Raw genomic sequence first — 21,168 nt, 5'->3', positions numbered from 1 at the left:
ACGCGTCAAAGCGCCCGCCTTTGGCGGTGTTCGGGTGAGTGGCGTTATTCGGTAACAGGCACAGCGGGTGCTGCGGGCGCCGTTTCTTCAAGAACAGGTGCCGTGCCGTCTGCGGCCCCGGCCGCTGCGGGGTCTGTATTCGGGTCGACCGAGCCACCTGCAAAAAGCGCATAAAGTAGTACAAGCACAACGATAACAGCCGCCACGAGGAAGCCGATGCCGCTGCCGCTGCTGGTTCGTGATTGGGTATAGTCATCCATGGTGCGTCCTCCTTTTGAGACAATCCCATCAAAGCAGACTGTGATGTAAGGGGAACATCGGCGGTTTTCCCCGGCTTATATGAGCAAGGCTCAGCCGGATTTGACGCATTGCGTCGGCCAAGCGTTGCCGGGGCGTCAATCATCGGGTTCGTTGCGCCGACGCGTTTTGGTAGGGGTAACGCATGGAACTGCTTTTGATCATAGCTGGTGGCGCGCTGACGACGGCAATCATCTTTATGATTATCGACCGTCTGCGGGGAGAGCTCCCCGATGATGACGAAATCATCATCCCCGGGGATTTCCACGAACGCTTCCCCGACCGCAAAAGGGATGAGTGACGGGGCGTAGAGGTGCCCTTTCTCCGCGATCAATGTGCCACCCCCGCTGCAACGCTTTCGTCGATGAACTTGCCGTCGCGAAAGCGGAACATGCTGAACTCATCCGTCAGTGGTGAGGCGCCCTTTGCGATCAGCTCGGCCATGGCCCAGCCAGAACCGGGGATCGCCTTGAACCCACCCGTCCCCCAGCCGCAATTGACGAAGATGCCATCCACAGGCGTTTTCGACAGGATGGGTGAGCGGTCGCCGGTCATGTCCACGATCCCGCCCCATTGCCGCAACATCTTCAGGCGGCTGATCATTGGAAAGGTCTCGACCAGCGCGCGCACCGTTTCCTCGATATGGTGGAACGATCCGCGCTGGGTGTAGTTGTTGTAGCTATCAGCCCCGCCGCCGATCACCATTTCGCCCTTATCGGATTGCGACATGTAGCCATGCACCGTGTTCGCCATCACAACCACATCCATGCAGGGTTTGATCGGCTCTGACACCAGCGCCTGTAGCGCCACGCTTTCAATGGGCAACCGGAAACCCGCCATCTGGGCCAGCACGCCGGAATGGCCCGCGACAACAATGCCGAGCTTGTCGCAATCGATCGCACCTTTCGTCGTATCGACCCCTACGACTTTGCCATTTTCCTGCCGGACACCGGTGACTTCGCATTTCTGGATCACGTCCATGCCCATATCCGAACAGGCCCGCGCATAGCCCCAGGCGACAGCATCATGCCGCGCTGTGCCGCCGCGCGCCTGCCACAGCCCGCCCAGCACCGGATAGCGCGGGCCGTCGATATTGATGATCGGGCACAGCTCTTTCACCCGCTCCGGCCCGATCCATTCGGTCTCAACACCTTGCAGCGCATTGGCATGCGCCGTGCGTTGGTAGCCGCGGATTTCGTGCTGCGTCTGCGCGAGCATGATCACACCGCGCGGGCTGAACATGACGTTGTAGTTCAGGTCCTGGCTCATCGTCTCGTAAAGACTGCGGGACTTCTCATAGATCGCCGCTGACGGGTCTTGCAGGTAGTTGGAGCGGATGATCGTGGTGTTCCGTCCGGTATTCCCGCCCCCCAGCCAGCCCTTTTCCAGGATCGCCACATTCGTGATCCCGAAATTCTTGCCAAGGTAATAGGCCGTGGCCAGACCGTGCCCGCCTGCCCCGATGATGATCACATCGTATTTCTGCTTGGGCTCACGCTTGGCCCAGGCGCGGTCCCAGCCCTTGTGCTGGCGCATGGCCTCGCGCGCGATGGCAAAAGCGGAATAGCGTTTCATCGATCCCAAATCCCCTTATGGCACGCACCAGCGCCTGCCCATCTATCTGGACCGAACGCGCCACGCCTTAGCAACTGCCAGCGGCGTCTGATTTGCGTTTTACGACATGCGCGCGACACCGTGAATGGATGCCATGTCGCAGGCCCTTTTCAGCATGCATCGCGACCGTTATGTGCAACAAAGATCAAATTCACGGGGAAAGATGATTTTCTGGCTTGTCTGTATTGTGATGACCTTGGTTGTCGCCGCCATCATTGCGGGACCGCTGGTGCGCGGTGGCCGCGTCGCCGAGGAGAACCCCGACATTGCCGTCTATCGCGCGCAACTGGATGAGATTGAGCGCGACCTTGCCCGCGACCTGCTCGCCCCCGATGAGGCCGAGCGTGCAAGGACCGAAGTCGCCCGCCGTCTGCTCGCCGCAAATCGCGCCAAGACGACACCAAACAAGGCGGGCAAAGGCAGCTTGCTTGCCCCTGCTTTGATCGGTGCAGGTATTCTTGGCATTAGCGTTTATGTCTACTGGGCCATAGGTGCGCCCGGCTATCCGGATATGCCACTGCAGGCCCGGCTGGCCGCGAGCGAGGAAATGCGCGCCAACCGCCCCGGCCAGGCCGCGTTAGAGGCCGCCGCACCCGCGCCACCGCCTGTTGAAGTGCCCGATGAATACCGCGAAGCCATCACCCAATTGCGCGTCATCGCCCCAACCCGGCCCGATGATCTGGAGGCCTGGTCATTGCTAGCCAGTCATGAGGTCGAACTGCGCAATTACGCAGGTGCCGCGAAGGCGCAGGCCCAGGTGATCGCGATCAAGGGCGACGCGGTCGAAATGATCGACCGCCAGCGCCTGCTTGATCTGATGGTCGTGGCGGCGGGTGGCTTCGTCTCGCCCGAAGCCGAGGATGTGATCAACACGATCCTCGACGAAGACAGAGCGAATATCGCCGCGCTCTATTATCTGGGCGCGCTCTACAATCAAACTGACCGCCCCGATCTGGCGCTGCGGCTCTGGCGCGATCTGGTTGAAACGGGCGATCCGAATAATTTCCACATCGCCAGCGCCCGCGCGCAGATCAGCGACGCAGCTTTCCGCGCCGGCGTGGAATACGCGTTGCCCGAGACACGCGGACCGACGTTCGCGCAGATGGAAGCTGCATCGCAGCTTCCCCCCGAAGAACAGCAAGCGATGATTGGCAATATGGTCTCGGGTCTTGCAAATCGGTTGGCCACCCAAGGCGGTCCTGCCCAGGATTGGGCGCGCCTTATCCGTTCCTATGGCTCAATCGGTGAGACAGAGGCTGCTCGCGCTGTCTGGGAGGAAGCACAGCAGGTCTTTGTCAGTTCCATGCGCGGCATGGAAATCCTGACCAATGCGGCCCGTGATGCAGGCGTACTCGACGAATGATCCTCGACACACCCCAAGCCTTTCGCGATGCCCTGCCTGACACCGGCGCGATCATGGGGCTGGACCTCGGCACGGCGACAATTGGTCTGGCGATCTCTGATGTCATGCGGTCAGTCGCAACTCCGGTTGATACGATCCGCCGCAAGAAATTCGGGGTGGATGCCGCGAAGCTTTTGGAGATTTCAGGCAATCGGTTAGTCACCGGCTTTGTACTCGGCCTGCCTATCAACATGGACGGCTCCGAAGGGCCGCGCTGTCAGGCCACCCGCGCCTTCGCCCGCAACCTGGAGCGGCTGACGCCACTGCCGATCACCTTCTGGGATGAGCGACTTTCGACTGTGGCCGCCGAACGTGCTCTATTAGCGGCGGATACGTCGCGAAAACGTCGCGCAGAGGTTATTGATCACGTCGCGGCAGGCTATATCTTGCAGGGACTATTGGACCGACTACTCCATCTAAGGAACGAGGCGTGAGCAAGCCAGAAAACACCGACCACATCTGGGCCCGCGCCGAGATCGAAAGCCCCTGCGTGAAAATCTGCGTGATTGAGCCGAAAAGCAGGCTTTGTACCGGTTGCCTGCGCTCAATTGACGAGATCGGCGCGTGGTCGCAAATGACGCCCGAAGCCCGGCAAGAAGTGATGGCTGATTTGCCCTCGCGCGCAGGTCAGATCACAAAGCGCCGTGGTGGCCGGGCCGCGCGGCTCAAGTAAAGAAACGCACGTCGTCCCTGCGCGGTCACTCGACACGGTCAACGTCTTGATCATGCATCGCAAGGCTCAACCGCTGGAACATGCGCTGCCGCGCGATATCACGCTCCCGATCAGACAGGCCAAGCGTTGCGATAGCGTCGGATTGCATCAGACTGGCCAGACCATGCAAAGCCGCCCAGATGAAGACCGCATCATGGCGCGCCGGATCGGGTACGTCTGTGGCCGGATCACGCAGTTCCATCGTCGCCAACCGGTCGCGCAGCAAAGCGAAAGCGTGCTGCGACTTGGCCAGCATCTCCGGATGATCGTGAACCGGCGGCAAGGCCGTGTTGAACATCAAGCGGTACATCAGCGGGTGCTGCTCGGCAAAGCCCATATAGGCAAGGCCCATATTGCGCAGATCATCCACCGATGAATCGGCTTTCGGGCGATTATTCAGATGGCTGGCAAAGGCATCAAAGCAACGCCCAATGACAGCTGCCAGAATATGATCACGCGACGCAAAATGCTTGTAAGGGGCCTGATGTGACACGCCCAGCCTGCGCGATATCTCGCGAAAGCTTAGCTGCTCAACCCCTTTTTCCTCGATAACCGAAAAGGCCTCATCCACCAGCGCCTCTTTCAGATTGTCTGGCTTCTGCTTTGCCATCGCGGTGTTACGTCATCCCCTTCATCACGTTCGTCAGTATCAAGGTTCGCACGCGGCGGGGCAAGATGCCTAGGCCATAACCCAAGAGCTTCGCTTGAAAGCCGGGCCGCGTTGTGCGCGCGCGCCCCAGCGCAGCAATTGTTGCTTTGGCAACGGTATCCGGCCTTGCAGCACTGCCCATATTCATGCCCGCACGGCCAGCAAATCCGGTGCCAACCGGCCCAGGTGCCGCGGAAAGAACATTAATGCCGCTTGGGGCGAGTTCGACCTGCAAACCTTCGGCAAAGCTCTGAACATAGGCTTTGGTCGCGGCGTAATTTGCCGATTGCGCCACGCCCTGGAAGGCCACGATAGAGCTGAGGAAAATCATGCCACCGTTGCCCCGCACCCGCATGGACCTTACCAGCGGATAGGCAAGCTGTGTCAGCGCGCGGCAATTGACGTCAATCATATTAAGTTCGTTATCGATCTTACTGTCCGCAAATGCGCCAACTGACCCAAAGCCCGCATTTGCCACGTAAAGACCGACCTCGGTCTCAGACAGCGCAGCGATGAGGCGTAGAACATCCTCTTCCACGCCCAGATCAGCGGCAATGGCCTGCACGTCAATCCCATGTTTCTCGGTCAACGACTTCGCCAGAGATTGAAGTTTTTCTGCGCTGCGCGCGACCAGGATCAGGTTCAGGCCCTTCTCGGCCAGATCGACCGCTATCTCCTGTCCAATGCCGCCAGACGCGCCTGTGACGAGCGCCCAGGGGCCGTACTTCTTTACAAATTCTGCATCTGACACAGATCTGAACTCCAAGAGGTTGACGCCGTCTACAGATAAACCAAATGAAGTTGACAGTGTCAACTAGAATGGAGCGCTTTATGTCCAAATCAGTCTATGTCTCGATCACGGGCCTCAGGCTCAACCATCTCTAGCATCTGCCGGTGTTCTGGAAACATGCAATGGCATCGATGGCGCAAGCGAACGCGACATCCACCTGCCTGTCAGCGGAGGCACGTTCTATCAAAGGCGTGCACCACACCGTGACCGTTTGGACCTCCCGCGACGACATGATTGCATACCTGCACGCTGAACCGCATCTGAGCGCAATGAAAGCCTTTCGTAGAATTGCGACGGGCAAGGTCTACGGCTTCGAAACGGAACACATCCCAAGCTGGGCAGAAGCTCGCCGACTTTGGGATGAGAAAGGACGAGAGGTCAGAGGCTAACGCAAAAGGACGAGTTGCTCCCAGAACCATCGACGAGCGGCATAGCGCAGCGGGTTACCTACCGCCGAGAGCACCCTTACTTCACCTTCAGATTCACCTGCAACGATCGCCTTACCGCCTTGGAAACACAAAACACCGGTCACGCCGGATCATCAACCAAAGGGCGGTGTCCGGCTTAGGCAAGAACACCGAGGGCACCACCGCTTTTAGGATCGACCCGTCATAATCCATCCGGAATTCGACAAGGCTGGACGCCCCCATGAACCGCGCCCGTTGCACCACACCACGAGCGGCAGTGCCATCTTGCGGCGTCGGGTTCGGGCCACGTCCTCCACGGTCGAAGTCGATTTTCAGATGCTGCGGGCGGATCACAATATCCACTTCAGTGTCGTCAGGCACCCCGGGTGCGAGGAATTGGCCAAAGGGGGTATCCGTCAAAGCTCCCTTAACTCTACTTCGTATCACATTGATATCACTGAAAAATGCAGATGACTCGATATCAACCGGTGCGTTATAGATATTGTACGGTGCCCCCTGCTGCACAATGCGACCATCCCGCATCAGCGCAATCTCATCCGCCATCCGCATCGCTTCGCCGGGCTCATGTGTCACAAGCAAAACTGCTGTACCCTCGCTCTTAAGAACATCCAGCGTTTCATCGCGGATACCATCGCGCAAGCGGTCATCTAGGCCCGAAAACGGCTCATCCATCAGCATGATCTGCGGCTTTGGGGCAAGCGACCGAGCAAGGGCCACGCGCTGTTGTTCTCCGCCGGACAATTGATGGGGGTAGTCGTTGATATGGCTCAGCATGCCGACTTTCTTGAGGAGCGTCTCAACACGCGCAGCGCTGTCCTTGCCTTTCAGTCCAAAAGCCACGTTCTGCCCGACCGTCAGATGCGGAAACAGCGCAAAATCCTGAAACATCAATCCGATGGAGCGTTCCTCTGGCGGCAGGCGAAACACCGTATCGCAAACGAGGCTGCCATCCACGTGGATCGTGCCGCTATCCTGCTTTTCAACGCCAGCAATGATCCGCAATGTCGTGGACTTCCCGCAGCCTGACGGCCCCAACAGGCAGGTCACTTGCCCCGGCATCACGGTCAGGTCGACATTGTCCACCACCCGGCGCCCGCCAAAGTCCTTGACGATATCTTTGATCTCAAGACGGGGGGTTTGCATAAACGCGCAACGATGCCTGACTGAAACGTTAAGGTTTTGCTCACCTAACAACCCTTGGCCGTTGGGGCAAGGTCAGGTCAGTTCAAAAGCGACAGAGGCCACGATCCGCCCGTTCACTTGCGCATGCAGTTGATGCTGGCCGGGATAAAGCGTGAAGGTCGTCGCATTGTCCTTGAACACATGTTTCTTGCGCAAGGTGATTGGCTTCTTCGCTTTGGCGTCGAACACCTTCATCTTAAAGACTTTTGGCGCCGTGCTGCCATTCGCCTTCACGAAATCAATCACGTAATCGACGATCAATGGCGCGTCTTCCTTAACCTCGATCATCATCGCCACCTCGGCGCTGTCACCACGGGCCAATGTGTCTGGCGTGATCCCGAAGTCCGAGACCGTCACCGCCACGTCAGGCCGGTAGCCCAGATGCAAAAGCGCCGCCGGATCACCCGCCTTGATCAAACCGCGCAGGGCATGTTTGCGCATCCAGGCCAGTTCCTTTTCATTTTGCCGATCCGCGCTTTGCCATTCGGTCAACCGGTCAATCACCGCGTCCGGTTCTTTCTTGGTGATATCATTCAGGTGATTGGCGACTGAGCGTGTCACAAACCGTGTCGGGTCGCCATGCAACTGGTCCAGAAGCGGCAAGGTCTGTGCCGAGGTCAGCCCGACGGCCTGCCCCCAAGGCAGTTTGGGCCGTGTCCCTTCGCTCACCAAACGCCGGACATGGTAATGTTCGTGGTGCACCCAATCCTGCATGCGTTCCAGCGTTTCATCTTGCCAGCGATTGAGGAACGCACGGATTGAGAATTCCATCGAAAAGCGCTGGGTGACGGCCTCCAACGTCATGAGGCTGAGTTCAAGATGATCCTCAAGCCCATGATTTTCCACGTAAACCCCCAAAGGCGCATAGATAAAATGGCCAAAGTCATCGTCCGTCAGCGTCGGATCCAGCGGAGGCGGCAACGCGGCATTGATCGCATCCGCCGCCGCAGGGAAGTCACCTGGCAGGTAACGCGCCAAGACGTTGGCAATCAGATTGATCCGGGCCTTTAGCTCCAGCGGCTCCATCTCGGCCAGCACATCCGCAACGAACGGGGCGGCTTTGAAAACCCCCGCCGCCTCAAAATACCCGCCCAGACGCCCAACCGTCTCCGGGTTGAACAGGTGATCCTTGAGACTGAAGCGCTCGGCCATCAGATCGTCGCGTTGATCGCACCACCATCCAGAACGATATTCTGCCCGACGATAAAGCCCGCATGTTGTGAGCACAGGAACGCACACATCGCGCCGAATTCTTGTGCCGTGCCGTAGCGGCGGGTGGGGATCGTCGCCTCGCGCTGCTTTTTAGCCTCGTCCATCGTGATGCCTTGCGCCTTGGATACGCCAGTATCTAGGCTGATCGCCCGATCGGTGGCGTGAATGCCAGGCAGCATGTTGTTCATATTCACCCCAAATTGCGCCACCTGACGCGCGGTCCCGGCAACGTAACCGGTCAAGCCCGCGCGTGCGGAATTCGAAAGCCCCAGTTGCGGAATGGGCGCCTTGACCGAGCCGGATGTGATGTTCACAACCCGCCCCCAGCCGCGATCTATCATCCCCGGCATCAGCGCTTTGATCAACGCGATCGGCGCCAGCATGTTGGCATCGAGCGCCTTGATGAAATCGTCGCGATCCCAATCCGACCAGACACCCGGAGGGGGACCACCCGCATTATTGACAAGGATATCAACGCCCTGCGCGGCAGTGATGAGTTCCGACCGCCCAGCATCCGTCGCGACATCGGCAGCGACAGTTACAACATCGACGCCGTAAGTATCGCGGATATGGGCCGCCGTCGCATCCAAGGCCTCGGCCCCGCGGGCGTTCAGCACCAGGTCCACGCCGGCGTCGGCCAATGCCTCTGCACAACCCCTGCCCAGCCCTTTTGATGATGCGCAGACCAGCGCGCGTTTTCCCTTGATGCCCAGATCCATCAGATGCCTTCCTTTCATTCTACCTTGCCGGAGGTAGCACCCGCCTGACCCAGCGGCAATCACCACACGAGACTTTCCATCGCATCCATCGCTTGATAGGCCGATGAAGATGAGCATGCATCAACTGACAATCGATGTTTTTGACGCAGCCGCGTTTGTTGCAACGGCGGGCGTGACGGTGGGCGAGCCGATGTCATTTGCTGATGAACTGGTGATGGACGACGTCTATCAGCTAAGCGATCGCGCCGTTCTTCATCCTCTTGCACTGAATTCTGGCGCGGACGGGCTGCAGCGGGCGGACCCGCCGCACCACGATGTGCATTTGGATTGCTGCCTGACACTGATGGGCAAGGATGGTGGCACGCACGATGTACTTATCCTCGTCGAGGTCGCCGCAGGGACAGTGGCCGCGATATTTCTTTTACCCTTGGGAGAGCTCATCCCAAACCTCGAATATCGTTTAGTCGGCATCGCGCGACATGCGGCGACCCGACGCTTTGCCGAAGCTGCGAGCGGCTCTTTCGCGCGGGGCACCCACATAACGATGGCTGACGGCGCCCAACAGCCAATTGAGACCCTGCGAAATGGTGACCTCGTACTGACCCGCGATGCGGGCAAAAGGCCGATCCGCTGGATCGGGCAGGCCACATTGCGCGCGACGGGCAGCTTTGCACCGGTCGTGATTAGCAAGGGCACACTGAATAATGAAAACGACCTGGTCCTGCGCCCGGATCATCGTTTGTTCGTCTATCAGCGCGCTGACGAGATTGGCGTGGGCCGATCAGAAGTGCTGCTCAAAGCCCGGCATTTGGTGAATGGAGAGACGGTCGTCCGGCATCGTGGCGGATTCGTCGATTACTTCCAACTGATCTTTGATGAGCACTTCATCATCTATGCTGAGGGAATTGCGGCAGAGTCGCATCTAGTTGATCCCCAAACCCGCGCGGCCCTGCCTGCGGAAGCCGGAGTGCTGAACCATCGGCACGACCTCAGCCGCGCTTATGAGGTCAAAGACCACCTATTGCCGACGGCAGACGCGGCCCGGCTGCTGCGCAAGGCCTCTGCCAGCTAGGGGGTCGTGGGAGCCTCCACACCATCCGTCTCGGCGATCACAACCAACGTGGCGTCAGTTGGCGTGCTGCTGACGATCACATCGGCTTCGAGATCTGCAGCACTCAATGCGCCAACCGGGTCGCCCAGAAACTGCCCCTCCATCGTTCCGTCAAAAACCAGGTTTTCGCCTGCACCGGTCAGGGCGCCGCTGTAGTCAAGCGACACGCCGTCCGTTAATTCCCCGCCATCGATTGTGATGGCACCGTTGTAGTCAACAACCGAACCGCCGGCATTGGTACCAAAGAAGCTATCAAGCGTACCGTCAGCCTGCCCGTCGGCAAAGCCGATCGTCACCTCTGCATCGCCAAAAAGAACCAAAGGAGCCGCGTCCGTCTCTACCCTGATCGTGGCCGAGCCGGTAAAGAGCGCCGAACCGCTGTCCGGTATCGCCAGTTCAGACGTCGTTGCCATCCCCATGACCCCTGCCCCCGGATCACCCAGCACCCGCAGCTTCTGCGCCTCATAGAGATCAAGCCGCGTGAGGCGGGGATCAATCCCACCACCGGTGCCACCATCACCACCGCCGCCACCGCAAGCGGCGACAGCCATCATCAAAATCCAGATCCACCCGCGCATCTTGCGCCCCCTTTCCGTGCACGAGGTGTAGCCGACATTCCCAAAGTATCGGTTAAGCAAGATCGGGAATTGCCCTTTACGGCCTGACGACTTACATGACCGCGCATGACAAACCGCCCCGACCTTCCGCCTGAAATTGCCCGCCGCCGCACATTCGCGATCATCTCGCACCCCGATGCGGGCAAGACGACCCTGACCGAGAAATTCCTGCTTTACGGCGGTGCCATTCAGATGGCTGGGCAGGTGCGTGCCAAGGGTGAGGCGCGGCGCACGCGGTCAGATTTCATGCAGATGGAGAAGGACCGGGGGATTTCGGTTTCGGCATCCGCGATGTCGTTCGATTTCGAAAAATTCCGCTTCAATCTGGTGGACACACCCGGCCACTCGGACTTTTCGGAGGATACTTACCGCACGCTCACTGCCGTTGACGCGGCGGTCATGGTGATTGACGGCGCCAAGGGTGTCGAAAGCCAGACCCAAAAACTGTTCGAGGTCTGCCGGTTACGCGACCTGCCGATCCTGACCTTCTGTAACAAGATGGATCGCGAAAGCCGCGATACTTTTGAGATCATTGACGAAATTCAGGAGAACCTTGCCATTGACGTCACACCGGCCGCGTGGCCGATTGGTGTCGGTCGCGAGTTCATCGGCACTTACGACATCCTGCGCGACCGGTTGGAGCTGATGGACAGGGCCGACAGAAACAAGGTGGCGGAGAGCATTGAGATCAATGGCCTCGACGACCCGAAACTCGCTGAGCACGTTCCGGAACACCTGCTTGCGAAGTTCCTTGAAGAGATCGAGATGGCTAAGGAGCTGTTACCCACGCTTGATCATGAGGCGGTGTTGAACGGGTCGATGACGCCGATCTGGTTTGGCTCAGCGATCAACTCATTCGGGGTGAAAGAGTTGATGGACGGGATCGGCACATATGGGCCGGAACCGCAGGTGCAAACGGCTCAGCCGCGTGAGATCGCGCCCGAGGAAAAGAAGGTCGCCGGTTTCGTCTTCAAGGTGCAGGCGAATATGGACCCCAAACACCGCGACCGCGTGGCGTTTCTGCGTCTGGCGTCAGGCCATTTCGAGCGCGGCATGAAGCTGACCCATGTGCGGTCGAAAAAACAGATGGCGATCACGAACCCCGTCCTGTTCCTCGCCGCTGACCGCGAATTGGCGGAAGAGGCTTGGGCGGGTGACATCATCGGCATCCCCAACCACGGACAGCTCCGCATCGGCGACACGTTGACGGAAGGAGAGGCGATCCGCGTCACCGGCATCCCCTCTTTCGCGCCGGAGCTCTTGCAGACCTGCCGCGCGGGCGATCCGATGAAGGCGAAGCATCTGGAAAAGGCGCTGATGCAATTTGCCGAAGAAGGCGCAGCGAAGGTCTTCAAACCCACCTTCGGGTCCGGTTTCATCGTCGGCGTCGTCGGCGCGCTGCAATTCGAAGTGCTCGCCAGCCGGATCGAGATGGAATACGGGCTGCCCGTCCGCTTTGAACCCTCACAGTTCACTTCAGCCCGCTGGGTGCATGGCGACAAGGACGCAGTCGAAAAATTCGCTGCCGCCAACAAACAGCATATTGCGACCGACAATGATGGCGACGCGGTTTTCCTGACCCGCCTGCAATGGGACATTGACCGCGTGGGCCGCGATTACCCCGACGTCACATTAAGCGCCACGAAGGAAATGATGGTATAAGATCATTTCCGCCCACGGATTCTTGCCACACTGGACAGGATGTGCGGATTTGATATGTCAGTCCAAGGACAAAAAAGATGAGGCAATCGATGGCAAAGTCCCTGACGATGAGCGTTTCTGCAACCGCGCTGGCCGCCGCATCCCCGGCCCTGGCCGAGCGGATCAACAGCGCCGCATGGGACGCCATTCAAGCCATTGAAATCGAAGAGATCATCACCGAAAACTCGTATGAGGTCCGCAAGATCTTCCCATCGGAGATCAAGGATGGGGTGGAGCAATTCGACATCACCGGCTTTGCCGTGCCTTTGGGCGATACAAGCAACGTGCGGGAATTCATGCTCGTCTCTGACATGGGGTTCTGCCCGTTCTGCGGTGATCCCGATCATGGCGCCGCCCTGCAGGTGAGCCTGGCAGAGCCGATGCCCTTTGTCATGGAAGGCATGCGCCTGTCCCTGCGTGGGTCGCTTGAGACGATCGACGACCCTCAGACCTGGCAATCGACCATCATGCGCGATGCCGTGGTGATCGACGGCTAGGACCTGGCGGCGCGGAAAAAGGAGTGCTGCATGCCCCTGCAAAACCGCGTTCTTCCTACTGGCGAGATTGTAGCAAACCCGGCGCGCGGCCTCTTTACCGGCAATCGCGGGATCATCCATCAGCCTGACGGCACTTTGGGCACCTCGCGCTGGTCGCATAAGCATTGGCTTGTTTGTACGCTTGACCATCCGCGCGGTGTCTATCACGGCCCGATGCCAGAGCGTGGCTGGTCGGCTCTTTTCTTTCTTGACGAGGCTGTTGCCCTCGCCGCCGGCCACCGACCCTGCCACTATTGCAGGCGTGACGCCTATCATGCGTTCCGCAATGCATGGGCTTCGGGTGTGGCCGATGGCGCCGACCGGATGGCGATGGATACCGCCCTGCACCGCGCGCGAGTGACCCGAACCCGCCAGCAGATCCGGCATGAGGCGGATCTTGATACGCTGCCCGATGGAGTCTTCGTGCTGCTTGGCGACGCAGCGTACATGGTGCAGGGCAACCACCTTCTGCCCTTCGCGCCAGACGGTTACGGCGCGCCCATTCCGCGCCCTGCGGGAACTGCAACCGTCCTCACCCCCCGCCCCATGGTCGACGTCCTGCGCGCGGGCTTTGCCCCGATCCTGCACCCGACATCGCACTTGTAAGCCCGCGCAGCACCGGGCCATAGTCGGGCAAAATCAGGTGTGATGTGACCGAACCCAAACAGACATTTCCCGATGGCATTGCCGGATTGCTGCCGCAATACCAGAAACGGCGCGCCTTGCTGACCCATGATCCGGGGCAAGAGCTGCCGCCACTGGATGTCGACTTCAAAGCGCTCGCCGCGATGTCTCTGCCCCCGCAGGAACTGCCCCGGCCCGAAGGCCTCAGCCGCGTCGCCAAAAAGCGCCATATGCTGCTCGGGGAACTCGCGGGCCATTCGGAGTTGGCCCTTTTGCATGGTCTCCTGATCTCGCATTTGCGCAAACACACCTACCCCGATGAAGCGCCCGCGCTCTTCCTGCGCCTCTGGGCCGAAGAAGAGGATTGGCTGCTGGAAAACCTGCCGACCCGTTGGCTGATCTCGGCCATCATCACCTTCGCACAATTCGGCGAAACCGAAGGCGACCGGATGCTGGCGCAATCGATGAACATCTTCTTTTCACTGATGAAAATCTACGAGGCGGAACGCTGCTTCTCCGGCCTGCCCGCACGGAAACCGTTCAAGATCAGGGATCGCAACAAGTCCCCCCTGCCCATGGGGATGAAAGACTTCTCAGTGCTGAACGGCGACCTTGAAGCACACCTCCTTGCACCCCTCTGGCGCGATGCGAAACATGCGCCGGGCTGCGGACGGCTCGCGCGACATCTGCTGAACCTCCTGAACGAGGATAACGGCACCGTCTTCCGCCGCTTCGCACTGATGCGCGAAACGGCGGCAAAAACACGCTAAACCACGAAAAAATCTGCCCAACTTGACGCATTGCAGCAATTGGGCTATCGCCTGCCCACCCGCTAGACGGGCAGATGATGCCAGGGCGCAGGGAACACGCGTCCATTCACCTTTGCGGACCGACCCGCAGACATAGGACGTAGATGACCAAGTTCACTGATTTGAACCTTGACCCCAAGGTTCTCAAAGCCGTCGCTGAGACGGGTTATGAGAGCCCGACCCCCATTCAGGCGGGCGCTATTCCCCCAGCGCTGGAAGGCAAAGACGTGCTGGGGATTGCGCAGACCGGTACCGGCAAGACCGCTAGTTTCACCCTGCCGATGATCACCCTGCTGGGACGTGGTCGCGCACGGGCGCGCATGCCGCGCTCGCTGGTGCTGGCACCCACACGGGAACTCGCAGCACAGGTGGCAGAGAATTTCGACACCTATGCCAAATATACCAAGCTTTCCAAAGCTTTGCTGATCGGCGGGACCAGCTTTAAGGATCAGGACAAGATCATCGACAAAGGCGTCGATGTGCTGATCGCGACACCCGGTCGTCTGCTGGACCATCTCGAACGCGGCAAGCTGATCCTGACGGATGTGAAGGTCATGGTGGTGGATGAGGCGGACCGGATGCTCGACATGGGCTTCATCCCGGATATCGAGGAAATCTTCAAACGCACCCCCTTCACCCGGCAGACCCTGTTTTTCAGCGCCACCATGGCACCGGAGATTGAGCGGATCACCAACACCTTCCTCTCCGCCCCTGCCAAGATCGAAGTGGCGCGCGCGGCGACAACGAATGACAATATCAAACAAGGTGTGGTGATCTTCAAAGGCTCTGACAAGCGCAAGGAGCCATCCGAGAAACGCGCCCTGTTGCGCGCCCTCATCGATGCGGAAGGCGAGGCCTGCACCAACGCGATCATCTTCTGCAACCGCAAGTCTGACGTCGATATCGTCGCGAAATCGTTGAACAAATACGGTTACAACGCCGCCCCTATCCATGGCGATCTGGACCAATCGCACCGCACGCGCACGCTGGATAAGTTCCGCGATGATGAACTGCGGTTCCTCGTCGCCTCCGACGTCGCCGCCCGCGGCCTCGACATCCCCATGGTCAGCCATGTCTTCAATTTCGACGTCCCGAGCCATGCCGAGGATTACGTGCACCGGATTGGACGCACAGGCCGCGCGGGCCGGACCGGCACCGCGATCATGATATGCATTCCGCGCGACGAGAAAAACCTGGAAGACGTGGAACGGCTGGTGAAGCAGGACATCCCGCGTCTGGATAATCCGATGCCCGCACCGGAGGAAAAACCGAAGCGTGAGCGGCGGAAGAAGGACGACACGGCCGAGGCACCGACCCCGGACGAAAAACCAAAGCGCGAGGACAAGCCCAAGCCAGAACGCTCACGCGGCGGACGCGGTCGTGGACGGCAAGAACCCGAAGTCGTCGGCATGGGCGACGAGCCCCCCGCCTTCATCGCGATGAGCTTTGCGGAACGGGCAAAGGTTTAGGTTGATCCCAACCCACGTTCACTGGCACGCCGGTTGCAACCTGCCGCCCGGCTCGCCGGGCATCGCCCGACCTCCCCCCGGAGGGCGATTTTGCAGCGTTTCAAATAGCTTAACGGCTGTTCGCGTGAGCAGGTCGCGCCCATCGTCAGCTGAGCAAACGCCCTCCAGGTCGGGCGATGCCCTACCGTTGGCATAGATTCCGCATCACACACACGGTGTGAGGCGTGCGAGCTACAAGGGCGATATATAACCCTTTCTCAGTCAGTTCATGTGGATCAACCTGCAACACCTACGTTAGTCAATGAACGAGGTGGCAGCACCGCGACATCGGTCATTTTGCAATCCGAATAGACCCAAGTCGACCAATTTGATTTCAGCCATCCTGCCGATATGCAATCACCACGGCCAAGAACCTTTGCTTCAGATGGTAGATGTACAGCTATCAGCCCCGCCTTGATACCGGACGAAACGACTAAACCCATTGAAACATCGGCCTCTATGGGCTGATACAACATGAAATCTACATAGCTCTCGTACGGTTGACGCGCCGGGAACCTGAACAACATCCCGCGAGTCAGGACTTCATCATCGTTGAAATCGCACAAGTTTCGTCCAAAGCTATGCGTCATTTTTAGAACTCACCCATTGATTGGAACACAATCACCCCAACCTCGACACAATCACCGTCACTTCCGGCTTCTTCCCGATCTCGCTTTGCGCCGTGCGCCGCGCGATGCTCCGCAGCTCCTTCTCCAACTTATCGTCATCCGCCAGTGTCCGGTCCTCGGCGCGGTTCAGGAATTGGCTCAGGTCTTCCTCGACCACCTCGACCAGCGGCGCATTGGATGATCCGACCTCAGGCAGCCCGTTCACCTCAACCCATGGCTCGCCCAGCGGTTCGTCGTTTTCGTCGATGATCAACGTCACGATCATATGCCCGTTCAGCGCCATGCGGATGCGGTTGCGCACCACACCGTCGAGCGCGCCGATCTGCACCGTCCCGTCCAGATAGGTGCGGCCCGTATCCACATAGCCCGTCACCTTGGGCTGGTTGCCGGAGAGGTCGATCATCATGCCGTTGACCGCCAGAATGCCCGTCAGCCCGCCCGCATTGCCCAGCTTCACATGCTCGCGCAGGTGCCGGTGTTCGCCATGCATGGGGATCAGGATTTGCGGTTTGACGATCTGGTGCAGCCTCTCCAGATCGGGCCGGTTGGCGTGGCCGGAGACGTGGTATTTGCCGCCCGCATCATCGACCACATCGACGCCGAGTTCGGAAAGCTGGTTCATGATCCGGATCACGCCCCGCTCATTGCCAGGGATAGTTTTGGAAGAGAAGAGGAACGTGTCTCCTTCCGTCAACTTCAACCCAAGATAAGAACCCTGCGCCAGTTGCGCGGACGCGGCGCGCCGTTCGCCTTGGGAGCCGGTGACCAGCAGCATCAAGTTCTCACGGGGAATGTTCAGCGCATCTTCGGGGCTGACGGTGCTGGGGAAGCCGTGCAGGATGCCTTCCTCGGTCGCCGCCTCGACCATGCGCCGCATGGCCCGACCCAGAAGGCAGACGGACCGCCCGGCCTCTTTTGCCGCCAGCGACAGCGTTTTCAACCGCGCGATATTCGACGCAAAGGTGGTCGCCACGACCATGCCCTTGGCCTCTGACATGAGATCGGTGATGGCGGGGCCGATGGAGGCCTCTGACCGCCCCGGCGCGTCCGAGAACACGTTGGTGCTGTCGCAGACCAGCGCCTTGACGCCATCCTTGGAGACCTCTTCCCAGAGCGACTGATCCCATGGGTCACCGACCACCGGCGTTTCATCGATCTTGAAATCGCCGGAATGCAGGACCCGCCCGTCGGGCGTGTCGATCAACAGCCCCGCGCTTTCGGGGATCGAATGGCTGATCGGCAGATACGCCACCTTGAACGGCCCGCAGGGGATCATGTGTGGATAGGGCTCAACCACCTTCACCACGCTTTCAGGGTGACCGTGTTCATCGAGCTTGCGGCGCGCGATATTGGCGGTGAAAGGCCGCGCATAGACCGGCGCGCCGATCCGTTCCCAATAGTGGCCGATGGCGCCCACATGATCCTCATGCGCGTGGGTTATGAAGATGCCGTCGATCTGCGCCTTGCGTTCTTCCAGCCAGGTGATGTCGGGCAGGATCAGATCGACCCCCGGCGTGCCGTCCATATCCGGGAAGGTCACGCCCAGATCCACCACGATCAGCCGTTCCTTGTCCTGGGCCCCATAGCCATAGACATAGGCGTTCATGCCGATCTCGCCGGCGCCTCCAAGAGGCAGATAGATCAGGCGGTCGCTCATGCATTGTCCTTGTTATATTGGTGGATGACGGTCAGGCCGTGCATCGTCAGATCGTCTTCGAACGCGTCAAACAGCGTTGCGGATTGCTGGAACAGCGGTGCAAGACCGCCAGTCGAGATCACCTGCATCTCTGCACCCCGCTCCGCCTTGATCCGCGCGCATATCTCACGCACGAGGCCGATGTAACCCCAGAAAACACCGGACTGCATGCATTCAACCGTATTCGTCCCGATCACCTTTTGCGGCTTTGAGATGTCCACATGCGGCAGGGCGGCGGCAGCGTTGTGCAGCGCCTCAAGCGACAGGTTCACGCCAGGCGCAATCACGCCGCCCACATAAGCCCCATCATGGGCCACAACATCAAAGGTGGTGGCGGTCCCGAAGTCCACGACAATCAGATCGCCGCCGTGGCGATCATAGGCTCCCGCCGCATTCACCAGACGATCCGGCCCGACTTGTGTGCCTTCGTCGACCCGTGGATCAGCGGGCAGCAGGCAATCCGGCTTTCCCACCACAAGCGGGCGGCAATTGTAGTAACGGTCCGCAAAAACGCGCAGGTTGAAGACGACGCGCGGCACGGTGGAACTGATGATGATCTCATCGATATGCACCTCCATGTTCTGGAACCGCATCAGCGTCGAAAGCCAGACATAATACTGATCCGCCGTGCGCTGCCATTCGGTGCTTTGGCGCCATGTCGCGATGAATTGCTCGCCGTCCCAGATCGAAAACACGGTATTCGTGTTGCCGCAATCAATCGCCAGAAGCATGGGGACTCTCCCTAGAAAAACACATCCGCAGCCGAGATCGCGCGGGGTCCGGTGCCGGTGATCAGGACAAGGTTGCCGTCTTCATCGATACTGTCAAAGATGCCCGTCACATCCTCACGACCCGTGCGTGCGGTGATGACCTCACCCAGTCGCGCTGCATTGGCGAGCCAATCGTCGCGGATGCGCTGAAAGCCAAAATGACGTAGCTTGTCCTCTTGCGTTGCATAAGCATCGGCAAGCGTGGCGAGGAAGTCGTCCGGCTCAACCTCCCATCCGCCCGCTTGCATCAGGCTGGTCGGCGCGAAACTGGCATCGACAACCTCGGGCGCGTGCTGCAGATTGACGCCGATCCCGATGGCCAGCCAGTCGATGAATGGCCCCTGCCCGCTGCTTTCCAAGAGGATGCCCGCGACCTTGCCGCCAGATAACAGAACGTCATTGGGCCATTTCAGACTGAGTTTCTCTGCGGGCACATAGATGGCTAGCGCCTGGTAAAGCGCATTTGCCGCGAGAAAAGACCGCCGTGCCGCCTCTGCTGCCGTGCAGCCCGGATTGAAGATCAACGTGGCATTCAGATTGCCAGGTGGCGCGATCCACGGACGGGCCCGCCTGCCACGTGCAGCGGTCTGGTGGCGCGCCATGATCCAGGTCGGTTTGGTGATATCATCAACCCGCCGCGCGGCCTCCGCCATCGTGCTGTCGACAGTATCAAGCACCACCCGCCCGTAACCTTCGGGCCAGTGGCTATGCGCGTTGTCCTTAGTTGACAAGTGTGGCTGCCGCCGCTGCGGCCATGGGTTCGATTCCAAACAGGTTAACGACGCCCAGCACCATGATCAGCGCTGACCCCATCAGGAAGGTCCAGAGCACAGGGTTCATCTTGCCATCAAGCGTCTCGCCCGCTTCCCCGAAATACATGTAGTAGACGATCCGCAAGTAATAGAAGGCGCCAATCACCGACGCGATCACGCCCAGAACGGCGAGCCATGCCAACCCACCTTCAACTGCGGCACGCAGCACATAGAGCTTGCCGAAGAACCCCACCATGGGTGGCACGCCGGCAAGGCTGAACAAGAGGATCAGCATCGCCAGCGCCCGCAAGGGTTGCTGGTTGGAATACATCCGCAAACTGTCAATTGAGGTGACAGGCCGCCCATCGCGCTCCATCGACAGAATGAAGGCGAATGTGCCGATATTCATCGTCACGTATATCGCCATGTAGATCAGCATGGCCTGCACGCCGAACGCGGTTCCAGCCGCGAGGCCCATCAGTGCAAAGCCCATATGCGCGATCGAGGAATAGGCCATCAGGCGTTTGATGTCAGTCTGACCGATGGCAGCGACGGCGCCAAGGAACATGGAGACGACCGACAGGAAAGCCACGATTTGTTGCCAATCCCCGACGATGCCGCCAAATGCGTCATGCACCACGCGGGCAAATAACGCCATTGCGGCCACCTTGGGGGCTGTCGCGAAGAAAGCGGTCACGGGTGTGGGCGAGCCTTCGTAGACGTCGGGTGTCCACATGTGGAACGGTGCGGCAGAGACTTTGAAGGCAAAGCCTGCGGTCAGGAACACCAGACCGAAAAGAAGGCCGAGCGATGGGTCGTCCGCGGTTGCCTCGATAATCCCGCTGAAAAGGGTTGTGCCAGCAAAGCCGTAAGTCAGCGAGGCACCGTAAAGAAGCAGGCCCGAAGAAAGCGCCCCCAGCACAAAATACTTCAAGCCGGCCTCGGTCGATTTCACGCTGTCACGCCGTAAAGAGGCGACCACGTAAAGCGCCAGAGATTGCAGTTCGAGGCCCATATAGAGCGCCATCAAATCCCCAGCGCTGACCATGACCATCATGCCAACCACGGCCAATGCCACCAAAAGCGGATACTCAAAGCGCAAGAGCCCGCGCCGCTGCATGTAGCTTTCCGACATCAAAAGGACGGCGGCAGCGGAAACAAGGATCGTGATTTTGGCGAACCGCGCAAAGGCGTCATCGACGAACATGCCGCCAAAGGCCACATTCGTGCCTTGCCCGTTGATGCCAATCCACACGGCCAGCAGAATGAACAGCCCCGACGTACCCCATGTCAGCAGCGGCGCTGCGTCATCCTTGGTCGTGTAGACGGCTGCCATGAGCGCGGCCATCGCATAAAGCGCCAGCACAATCTCGGGCATCAGGATTTGGATATCAGCGCCAATCATGACCG

Annotated in this window: 24 protein-coding genes; 11 read left to right on the top strand and 13 right to left on the bottom strand. The window is 59.5% G+C overall.

Annotated elements, in window-relative coordinates; translation table 11 throughout:
• Positions 1 to 44: 44 nt before the first annotated feature.
• Positions 45 to 260 (bottom strand): hypothetical protein, encoded by a 216-nt coding sequence (locus SLH49_RS16500; protein WP_320238937.1) that lies wholly within the window; start codon positions 258 to 260, stop codon positions 45 to 47.
• A gap of 182 nt (positions 261 to 442) precedes the next feature.
• On the opposite strand from SLH49_RS16500, the gene SLH49_RS16495 reads away from it, so the two are divergent.
• Complete coding sequence (locus tag SLH49_RS16495; RefSeq protein WP_320270255.1) at positions 443 to 598, top strand: hypothetical protein; 156 nt, start codon at positions 443 to 445, stop codon at positions 596 to 598.
• A 29-nt stretch (positions 599 to 627) separates the two neighbouring features.
• Here SLH49_RS16495 and SLH49_RS16490 read toward each other — a convergent pair whose 3' ends face one another.
• Positions 628 to 1,872: a sarcosine oxidase subunit beta family protein gene (locus SLH49_RS16490; protein ID WP_320270254.1), complete on the bottom strand. Its 1,245-nt coding sequence runs from the start codon at positions 1,870 to 1,872 to the stop codon at positions 628 to 630.
• Between the two features lie 202 nt (positions 1,873 to 2,074).
• Between SLH49_RS16490 and ccmI the strand changes: the two genes are divergently transcribed.
• The 3 genes from ccmI to SLH49_RS16475 are packed head-to-tail and all read left to right on the top strand — an operon-like array spanning position 2,075 to position 3,986.
• On the top strand, positions 2,075 to 3,274 hold the full coding sequence (gene ccmI / locus SLH49_RS16485) for a c-type cytochrome biogenesis protein CcmI (protein WP_320270253.1): 1,200 nt from the start codon (positions 2,075 to 2,077) through the stop codon (positions 3,272 to 3,274).
• Positions 3,271 to 3,747, top strand: a complete 477-nt coding sequence (gene ruvX, locus SLH49_RS16480) for a Holliday junction resolvase RuvX (RefSeq protein ID WP_320270252.1) — start codon at positions 3,271 to 3,273, stop codon at positions 3,745 to 3,747. Before ccmI ends, ruvX begins: the two co-directional genes overlap by 4 nt.
• Positions 3,744 to 3,986 (top strand): DUF1289 domain-containing protein, encoded by a 243-nt coding sequence (locus SLH49_RS16475; protein ID WP_320270251.1) that lies wholly within the window; start codon positions 3,744 to 3,746, stop codon positions 3,984 to 3,986. The genes ruvX and SLH49_RS16475 overlap by 4 nt, the downstream gene beginning before the upstream one ends.
• Before the next feature lie 25 nt (positions 3,987 to 4,011).
• Here the strand turns inward: SLH49_RS16475 and SLH49_RS16470 are convergent, their stop codons facing one another.
• Together SLH49_RS16470 and SLH49_RS16465 are read right to left on the bottom strand one after the other, a co-directional pair.
• The gene (locus SLH49_RS16470) at positions 4,012 to 4,635 is read right to left on the bottom strand and encodes a TetR/AcrR family transcriptional regulator (RefSeq protein ID WP_320270250.1); all 624 of its coding nucleotides are present in this window, start codon (positions 4,633 to 4,635) and stop codon (positions 4,012 to 4,014) included.
• A gap of 7 nt (positions 4,636 to 4,642) precedes the next feature.
• A complete protein-coding gene (locus SLH49_RS16465; RefSeq protein WP_320270249.1) occupies positions 4,643 to 5,425 on the bottom strand; it encodes an SDR family NAD(P)-dependent oxidoreductase in 783 nt (260 codons plus the stop codon).
• Positions 5,426 to 5,586: 161 nt separating this feature from the next.
• Between SLH49_RS16465 and SLH49_RS16460 the strand changes: the two genes are divergently transcribed.
• Entirely contained in the window at positions 5,587 to 5,853 is a 267-nt protein-coding gene (locus SLH49_RS16460) for a hypothetical protein (protein ID WP_320270248.1), read from the top strand.
• Between the two features lie 111 nt (positions 5,854 to 5,964).
• Here SLH49_RS16460 and SLH49_RS16455 read toward each other — a convergent pair whose 3' ends face one another.
• The 3 genes from SLH49_RS16455 to SLH49_RS16445 form a co-directional block, all read right to left on the bottom strand.
• The gene (locus tag SLH49_RS16455; RefSeq protein WP_320270247.1) at positions 5,965 to 7,035 is read right to left on the bottom strand and encodes an ABC transporter ATP-binding protein; all 1,071 of its coding nucleotides are present in this window, start codon (positions 7,033 to 7,035) and stop codon (positions 5,965 to 5,967) included.
• 72 nt (positions 7,036 to 7,107) lie between these two features.
• Complete coding sequence (locus SLH49_RS16450) at positions 7,108 to 8,226, bottom strand: DNA alkylation repair protein (protein ID WP_320270246.1); 1,119 nt, start codon at positions 8,224 to 8,226, stop codon at positions 7,108 to 7,110.
• Positions 8,226 to 9,005 carry an SDR family oxidoreductase gene (locus tag SLH49_RS16445; protein ID WP_320270245.1) on the bottom strand — a complete coding sequence of 260 codons (780 nt, stop codon included), beginning with the start codon at positions 9,003 to 9,005 and terminating at the stop codon, positions 8,226 to 8,228. The genes SLH49_RS16450 and SLH49_RS16445 overlap by 1 nt, the downstream gene beginning before the upstream one ends.
• Before the next feature lie 109 nt (positions 9,006 to 9,114).
• Between SLH49_RS16445 and SLH49_RS16440 the strand changes: the two genes are divergently transcribed.
• Positions 9,115 to 10,077: a Hint domain-containing protein gene (locus SLH49_RS16440; RefSeq protein WP_320270244.1), complete on the top strand. Its 963-nt coding sequence runs from the start codon at positions 9,115 to 9,117 to the stop codon at positions 10,075 to 10,077.
• On the opposite strand, the gene SLH49_RS16435 is transcribed toward SLH49_RS16440, so the two are convergent.
• Positions 10,074 to 10,694: a hypothetical protein gene (locus tag SLH49_RS16435; RefSeq protein ID WP_320270243.1), complete on the bottom strand. Its 621-nt coding sequence runs from the start codon at positions 10,692 to 10,694 to the stop codon at positions 10,074 to 10,076. The genes SLH49_RS16440 and SLH49_RS16435 overlap by 4 nt on opposite strands.
• Before the next feature lie 105 nt (positions 10,695 to 10,799).
• Here SLH49_RS16435 and SLH49_RS16430 point away from each other — a divergent pair, with 105 nt between their 5' ends.
• The 5 genes from SLH49_RS16430 (at position 10,800) to SLH49_RS16410 (ending at position 15,872) form a co-directional block, all read left to right on the top strand.
• On the top strand, positions 10,800 to 12,395 hold the full coding sequence (locus tag SLH49_RS16430; protein WP_320270242.1) for a peptide chain release factor 3: 1,596 nt from the start codon (positions 10,800 to 10,802) through the stop codon (positions 12,393 to 12,395).
• 89 nt (positions 12,396 to 12,484) lie between these two features.
• Positions 12,485 to 12,931 (top strand): hypothetical protein, encoded by a 447-nt coding sequence (locus SLH49_RS16425; protein ID WP_320270241.1) that lies wholly within the window; start codon positions 12,485 to 12,487, stop codon positions 12,929 to 12,931.
• A gap of 30 nt (positions 12,932 to 12,961) precedes the next feature.
• A complete protein-coding gene (locus SLH49_RS16420) occupies positions 12,962 to 13,576 on the top strand; it encodes a hypothetical protein (RefSeq protein ID WP_320270240.1) in 615 nt (204 codons plus the stop codon).
• Between the two features lie 44 nt (positions 13,577 to 13,620).
• Complete coding sequence (locus SLH49_RS16415; RefSeq protein WP_320270239.1) at positions 13,621 to 14,364, top strand: hypothetical protein; 744 nt, start codon at positions 13,621 to 13,623, stop codon at positions 14,362 to 14,364.
• 143 nt (positions 14,365 to 14,507) lie between these two features.
• Entirely contained in the window at positions 14,508 to 15,872 is a 1,365-nt protein-coding gene (locus tag SLH49_RS16410) for a DEAD/DEAH box helicase (protein WP_320270238.1), read from the top strand.
• 275 nt (positions 15,873 to 16,147) lie between these two features.
• Here the strand turns inward: SLH49_RS16410 and imm45 are convergent, their stop codons facing one another.
• From imm45 to nuoN, 5 genes are read right to left on the bottom strand one after another with little or no spacing between them, the layout of a single operon-like run.
• Positions 16,148 to 16,501, bottom strand: a complete 354-nt coding sequence (imm45, locus tag SLH49_RS16405) for an Imm45 family immunity protein (RefSeq protein WP_320270237.1) — start codon at positions 16,499 to 16,501, stop codon at positions 16,148 to 16,150.
• A gap of 31 nt (positions 16,502 to 16,532) precedes the next feature.
• Positions 16,533 to 18,197, bottom strand: coding sequence for a ribonuclease J (locus tag SLH49_RS16400; RefSeq protein WP_320270236.1), 1,665 nt, complete (start codon positions 18,195 to 18,197; stop codon positions 16,533 to 16,535).
• Entirely contained in the window at positions 18,194 to 18,967 is a 774-nt protein-coding gene (locus tag SLH49_RS16395) for a type III pantothenate kinase (protein WP_320270235.1), read from the bottom strand. Before SLH49_RS16395 ends, SLH49_RS16400 begins: the two co-directional genes overlap by 4 nt.
• Before the next feature lie 11 nt (positions 18,968 to 18,978).
• Positions 18,979 to 19,737, bottom strand: a complete 759-nt coding sequence (locus tag SLH49_RS16390; protein ID WP_320270234.1) for a biotin--[acetyl-CoA-carboxylase] ligase — start codon at positions 19,735 to 19,737, stop codon at positions 18,979 to 18,981.
• Entirely contained in the window at positions 19,727 to 21,163 is a 1,437-nt protein-coding gene (nuoN, locus tag SLH49_RS16385; protein ID WP_320270233.1) for an NADH-quinone oxidoreductase subunit NuoN, read from the bottom strand. The genes SLH49_RS16390 and nuoN overlap by 11 nt, the downstream gene beginning before the upstream one ends.
• Positions 21,164 to 21,168: the final 5 nt, after the last annotated feature.

The organism is Cognatiyoonia sp. IB215446, assembly GCF_033963825.1.
Taxonomy (GTDB): domain Bacteria; phylum Pseudomonadota; class Alphaproteobacteria; order Rhodobacterales; family Rhodobacteraceae; genus Yoonia.
This window is presented reverse-complemented; position numbering and strand designations above follow the sequence as displayed.

Excerpts from the sequence above, each read along its gene's own strand:
- ruvX (WP_320270252.1), top strand. The coding sequence starts at position 3,271 with ATGATCCTCGACACACCCCAAGCCTTTCGCGATGCCCTGCCTGACACC.
- SLH49_RS16435 (WP_320270243.1), bottom strand. The coding sequence starts at position 10,694 with ATGCGCGGGTGGATCTGGATTTTGATGATGGCTGTCGCCGCTTGCGGT.
- nuoN (WP_320270233.1), bottom strand. The coding sequence starts at position 21,163 with ATGATTGGCGCTGATATCCAAATCCTGATGCCCGAGATTGTGCTGGCG.
- SLH49_RS16440 (WP_320270244.1), top strand. The coding sequence starts at position 9,115 with ATGAGCATGCATCAACTGACAATCGATGTTTTTGACGCAGCCGCGTTT.
- SLH49_RS16470 (WP_320270250.1), bottom strand. The coding sequence starts at position 4,635 with ATGGCAAAGCAGAAGCCAGACAATCTGAAAGAGGCGCTGGTGGATGAG.
- SLH49_RS16450 (WP_320270246.1), bottom strand. The coding sequence starts at position 8,226 with ATGGCCGAGCGCTTCAGTCTCAAGGATCACCTGTTCAACCCGGAGACG.
- SLH49_RS16500 (WP_320238937.1), bottom strand. The coding sequence starts at position 260 with ATGGATGACTATACCCAATCACGAACCAGCAGCGGCAGCGGCATCGGC.
- SLH49_RS16425 (WP_320270241.1), top strand. The coding sequence starts at position 12,485 with ATGGCAAAGTCCCTGACGATGAGCGTTTCTGCAACCGCGCTGGCCGCC.
- SLH49_RS16410 (WP_320270238.1), top strand. The coding sequence starts at position 14,508 with ATGACCAAGTTCACTGATTTGAACCTTGACCCCAAGGTTCTCAAAGCC.
- SLH49_RS16400 (WP_320270236.1), bottom strand. The coding sequence starts at position 18,197 with ATGAGCGACCGCCTGATCTATCTGCCTCTTGGAGGCGCCGGCGAGATC.
- SLH49_RS16495 (WP_320270255.1), top strand. The coding sequence starts at position 443 with ATGGAACTGCTTTTGATCATAGCTGGTGGCGCGCTGACGACGGCAATC.
- SLH49_RS16430 (WP_320270242.1), top strand. The coding sequence starts at position 10,800 with ATGACAAACCGCCCCGACCTTCCGCCTGAAATTGCCCGCCGCCGCACA.
- SLH49_RS16460 (WP_320270248.1), top strand. The coding sequence starts at position 5,587 with ATGGCATCGATGGCGCAAGCGAACGCGACATCCACCTGCCTGTCAGCG.
- SLH49_RS16490 (WP_320270254.1), bottom strand. The coding sequence starts at position 1,872 with ATGAAACGCTATTCCGCTTTTGCCATCGCGCGCGAGGCCATGCGCCAG.
- SLH49_RS16395 (WP_320270235.1), bottom strand. The coding sequence starts at position 18,967 with ATGCTTCTGGCGATTGATTGCGGCAACACGAATACCGTGTTTTCGATC.
- SLH49_RS16455 (WP_320270247.1), bottom strand. The coding sequence starts at position 7,035 with ATGCAAACCCCCCGTCTTGAGATCAAAGATATCGTCAAGGACTTTGGC.
- SLH49_RS16420 (WP_320270240.1), top strand. The coding sequence starts at position 12,962 with ATGCCCCTGCAAAACCGCGTTCTTCCTACTGGCGAGATTGTAGCAAAC.
- ccmI (WP_320270253.1), top strand. The coding sequence starts at position 2,075 with ATGATTTTCTGGCTTGTCTGTATTGTGATGACCTTGGTTGTCGCCGCC.
- SLH49_RS16445 (WP_320270245.1), bottom strand. The coding sequence starts at position 9,005 with ATGGATCTGGGCATCAAGGGAAAACGCGCGCTGGTCTGCGCATCATCA.
- imm45 (WP_320270237.1), bottom strand. The coding sequence starts at position 16,501 with ATGACGCATAGCTTTGGACGAAACTTGTGCGATTTCAACGATGATGAA.